Source organism: Komagataeibacter medellinensis NBRC 3288, from assembly GCF_000182745.2.
GTDB lineage: Bacteria > Pseudomonadota > Alphaproteobacteria > Acetobacterales > Acetobacteraceae > Komagataeibacter > Komagataeibacter medellinensis.
This window is the reverse complement of record NC_016900.1, coordinates 1-4,255: the sequence shown is the minus strand read 5'-3', so window position 1 is coordinate 4,255 and position 4,255 is coordinate 1. Positions and strand designations below refer to the sequence as shown.

The following is a 4,255-nucleotide window of genomic DNA, read 5'->3' as shown; positions in this document are numbered from 1 at the left end:
GACTCGCTCCGTTCAGGAAGGGTTCAGGGAAGGAACGTCCCTGACGCACGCATTGCGAAGCAATGCTAAAGTGCGCCCTTCACTCCTTTGTCGCAAGGGTTGTTTGCACACCACGAGGAATCAAGGAAACTTCCGAAAAATCGGGTATCCTCAACAGGGTCACGCGGAAACGGAAATCACAACAGACCATTGCACCCACTTGGTGCGGGAGGAAAAATGACACCCATCGAGAAGGCGAAACAGCAGGTCGAACAGGCGAAGGCCCGGTATCAGGCTTTGCTCGCCAGACAGAACGCCGAGGAACGCAAGCTGGACACCCGGCGCAAGGTCATTCTCGGGGGGCTGCTGATCGGCGCGGCCGGAAAGGATGAACGCTTCGGCCGCGTCATTGACGAACTGATGAAACGCATCACCCGCGACCATGACCACAAGGCGTTCGAGGGGTGGCAGAAGCCGGAACCTGACCGGTCATGATCGACGAACGCGAGCTGGATGACGGGCTGGCCGCGTTCGACCAGCTCGGCCGGGAAATGGCGGAGACGAACCGCCTTCTTCGGGCCGTTCGATCCGATCAGGCCATCCGGAACCAGCAGGAACACGCCCTGTCGGCCGAAATGCAGACCACGCTCAGACAGGCCACAGGAGCCTCACAGGAGGCGCTACAGGCCAGTCAGACCGAAATACGCTCATCTCTACTCTGGACGGGCCTGACGGCCCTCCTGATCGTTCTGGTGGCGTTTGGTGGGGGATATTTCGTCGGTCAGCGAGCTGGATGGGACACGGGGCACGCGGACGGATACCAGAAAGCCCGGAATCAGGAGGCGGCCGCGAGCTGGGCAAATACCCCGGCCGGACAACGGGCTTATGGCCTCGATCGGCAGGGTAGTCTTGACCTGCTGACCATGTGCCGTGGGAACGGATGGACCACGGAACGCCAGAAAGGCGGGACCGTCTGCTTTCCGTATGCGGACGCCAAGGGGAACGTGACTGGCTGGTATCTCCCTTGACCATCACCGGAAGGGGAAAGCCTGCCAGCCCCCTCACCGCTTCCTGAGCCATTTTCTTTTGCTCGATTCTACTGACGCTACAGGGTCCGGGCGAGCGCGGAGCGGGAGCGGCGTAGCCCGCCCGTAGGGCGCCGGAACAGACCCCGAAATGGCAGTTTTCCACCGAAAAAAGAGAGACCAACAGAGAGATTAGATTCTTTTCTCTTTCTTAGGGATCGCCACACCCCGCAGAAATCCGGCAGAAACAGGTTGCATTAGGTCACGGACTCTGTGACCTTTGGATCACGGATTCCGTGACCTAATGACGGGTTCTCCACAGGGAGCGAGCCATGGCCCAGATTGTGCGCCTCACCACCAAACAGCAGCGATCCGGGCAGGAGGAAGCCGCACAGGCGGCCGAGCAGCTCTCACTCCTGTCCGAAGAACTCCTGAAGCATTTGCCCGGAGAGGCGCGTATAGCCATCTCACGGGCCACACACGCGCTTCAGAAGGCCGCGCGACCAGATACTACCGAAGGGCTTTGGCCGGGAGGTTTCACCATGTTGAGCCGTATGCAGACCGCCACAATCTGGGACGCTATCCGCGCCCTGCCATCCGATGATCGACCCAATCAGGTGCGTCACGCCTTTGATCTGGTTCTGCTCAATCTCCGGCAGGACACCGGTGAGGTGCTGCTCACCCGCGACCAGCTCGCCGAAGAGATTGACTGTGCGCCTCGTAGCGTCAGCACCATCATGGGAACGCTGGAAAAAATGGGCGTAATCCGCCGCGAACGACGGAAAATTGAAGGGGTGAGAGGCCCAGGCATGGCCGTGTATTTTATTAACCCGCATGTGGCATGGAATGGTTCGCTGGACGTCCGCAAGGCACAGGCAGCGGAAACCCGCCCCCCCATGCAGCTCGAACTCCTCCATGGTGGAGTGCGGTGAGCCTACGTCGAAACAGTAGATTACTCGGCACGAACCCAAGGTCTTTAGGTACAAATCCAAAAGCCCTTGGCCTCAATCCCAAGGCTCTAGGGTTAAACCCACGAGCACTTGGCCTAAGTCCAAGACAGCTAGGAATCAGCCCTCGCCAACTCGGCATCAGTCCTAAACAACTTGCGGAAAAGAGATACAAATGACCGATCTTTCCGACGAACTGGCCGCCAAAAGAGCTGCAATCCGCAAGGCCCGGAACAGCACAAAACCGGCAGTTCCGGCCGAACAGGTTTTGACGATCCTGAAAGCTGATCTAGCCCGTGTTCAGGCGGCAATCGACGCCCTGCCGCACGAGGAACGGCGTGCGGGTTGAATGGTCCGATGAAGCCCTAACAGACCGGGCCGCCATCGTTGATTATCTGCTTCCCCGCAACCCGCACGCAGCCAAGCGGATTTTGCTCCGGCTGATCGACGCCACCACAGATCTTGCCATGTTCCCAAACATCGGCCGAGAAGGTGAGGACGGCACCCGTGAATGGGTGATCGTTCACCCTTATGTGCTGCTCTACGAAGTCGATAACGCCGCCAAGAGCGTACGCGTTCTGCGCGTCTGGCACATGTCGCAAGATCGGCTGTAAGCAAAAACAACGAATCCCCAATTTAGTGATTGCAAAAAATTTTGTGAGTGTTATTTTTTTTGCACGGACAAAATTTTTTGCCGTTACTAAATGGGTGCTGTATGCTTAAACGGTTCGAAGATTCCCTAGCTCAAAGAATTGATGCCGTGGCTTGGAAAGGTTTTTCATTTATAGAATGGTGGGAATTGAAATCTTGGTATGAAAAAGATCGTATTGGCAAAGGAGTATGGAGGGATATTTACGATAGATTCAAATCAATAGCTGATGATGATGAGGCTGAATTATATCTTTATCAGTCAGATAGTGGTGTTATGCTCATTCATTCAGACGGTTTGAACCGAATCCCTTCTACTGGTATTTGGGAAAGCATATCTGGGTCAAAAACCCAAGAAGATGATGATAACGAATAATAGTAAAAGAAGTGGATAATTAAATAATGCCTATCGGAAATGCCATTCAAAAAGGTTCTTTGGTATATATTTACGATGAACGCGGCCGACAAATAGCAACAGTCAGCGCCGGAAGCGGAAGAGATGATGGACTAACTGGCTATACATCATCGACTGTTAACGTAAGAAAAGGCTCTTTGATTTATACATACAATGAAAAAGGCCGACAGATAAGCACAACATCTGCACGGTAATCTCTAAAACCCAATACTTGGTCCTCGATCCCGTGACCGCCTGAACGTTGGCTCATCGATCTCCTTGGCGAGCTGCTTCTGGCGGTCCTTCTCGGCGGCTTTCCGGGCTTCCTCGGCCGCCCGGATGTCCTGCTGACGTCTGATTTCGGCCTGACGTGCCAACTCCTTCCTCTGGCGCTCGGCCTCCCTCTCCCGCTCCATCCGCTGCCCGATCTTCCGGGCCAGACCGACCGCCTGCCGTGCCCGTTTCTCAAGGCCGGAGAACAGCTCCTGCGCTTTTTCCACGGCCTTGCGGGCCGTTTCCAGAACCCGGTTCCGCTCGCGGATCTCCGCGTTCTGCTTCCCGAGATCCGTCACCGGCTCCCGACCGGGGATCTCGCGGGCCGCCTGACGCTCCATGGCGGTTGCTGAAACCCCCATGTGCCGGGTCGGCTCCTGCTCCCTCCCTTGGCGCTCGAAGCTCCGGTGATCCACCCGCTGTTCGACCTGGTGCCGTTCCAGCGCCATGTTCACCTGGCGCGCCCACACCCCCCGCATGTGCTCGATCTCGGTCGAGGCGGTGCTGGCCACGTCCAGAACCCGCGTCTTGGCCCCCAGACCATTCTCCCCGACCGTCCGGGTCGTGGTGAGGATATGGGCGTGATGGTTCCGGTTATCCCCTTCCCGGCCGGGTTCATGCATCGCCACATCGGCCACCACCCCGTACCGCGCCACCAGCTCACGGGCGAAATCCCGGGCCAGTTCTTTCCGTGCGCCCGCGTCCAGCTCGGCCGGTAACGCCAGCTCGTATTCCCGGCCGGTCTTGGCGTCCTTCCTCTTCTCGGCCGCTTCGGCTGCGTTCCACAGGGCGTTCCGGTCCTGCGCCCAGTCCGCGCCATCCGGGGCCACGATGAACGCATCCTCCACCCCCTGCTTGCGGGTGTAGTCGTGCGTCAGGCCCTGCCGCTCGTCCGTCAGTTCCTGACCGGCACGATAGGCAGCAGCAGCCACGACGCTGCGACCGGCCGAGCGCGAGATGGATTTGACAGACAGATGGTAGATCGCCAC

At 57.8% G+C, this 4,255-nt stretch carries 7 protein-coding genes; 6 read left to right on the top strand and 1 reads right to left on the bottom strand.

Features of this window, described 5'->3' with window-relative positions; genetic code table 11:
* Positions 1-216: 216 nt before the first annotated feature.
* The 6 genes from GLX_RS16390 (at position 217) to GLX_RS17890 (ending at position 2,975) form a co-directional block, all read left to right on the top strand.
* Positions 217-474, top strand: a complete 258-nt coding sequence (locus tag GLX_RS16390) for a mobilization protein (RefSeq protein WP_014357868.1) — start codon at positions 217-219, stop codon at positions 472-474.
* Positions 471-1,007 carry a replication protein gene (locus GLX_RS16385; protein ID WP_041248003.1) on the top strand — a complete coding sequence of 179 codons (537 nt, stop codon included), beginning with the start codon at positions 471-473 and terminating at the stop codon, positions 1,005-1,007. Before GLX_RS16390 ends, GLX_RS16385 begins: the two co-directional genes overlap by 4 nt.
* A 329-nt stretch (positions 1,008-1,336) precedes the next feature.
* Positions 1,337-1,936: a helix-turn-helix domain-containing protein gene (locus GLX_RS16380; RefSeq protein WP_014357867.1), complete on the top strand. Its 600-nt coding sequence runs from the start codon at positions 1,337-1,339 to the stop codon at positions 1,934-1,936.
* Between the two features lie 184 nt (positions 1,937-2,120).
* Positions 2,121-2,300 (top strand): hypothetical protein, encoded by a 180-nt coding sequence (locus GLX_RS18680; RefSeq protein WP_193360699.1) that lies wholly within the window; start codon positions 2,121-2,123, stop codon positions 2,298-2,300.
* Entirely contained in the window at positions 2,290-2,565 is a 276-nt protein-coding gene (locus GLX_RS16375; RefSeq protein WP_014357866.1) for a type II toxin-antitoxin system RelE/ParE family toxin, read from the top strand. The genes GLX_RS18680 and GLX_RS16375 overlap by 11 nt, the downstream gene beginning before the upstream one ends.
* 101 nt (positions 2,566-2,666) lie before the next feature.
* Positions 2,667-2,975 carry a hypothetical protein gene (locus tag GLX_RS17890; RefSeq protein ID WP_148268695.1) on the top strand — a complete coding sequence of 103 codons (309 nt, stop codon included), beginning with the start codon at positions 2,667-2,669 and terminating at the stop codon, positions 2,973-2,975.
* A gap of 236 nt (positions 2,976-3,211) precedes the next feature.
* On the opposite strand, the gene mobQ is transcribed toward GLX_RS17890, so the two are convergent.
* Positions 3,212-4,255 (bottom strand): MobQ family relaxase, encoded by a 1,044-nt coding sequence (gene mobQ / locus GLX_RS16370; RefSeq protein ID WP_014357864.1) that lies wholly within the window; start codon positions 4,253-4,255, stop codon positions 3,212-3,214.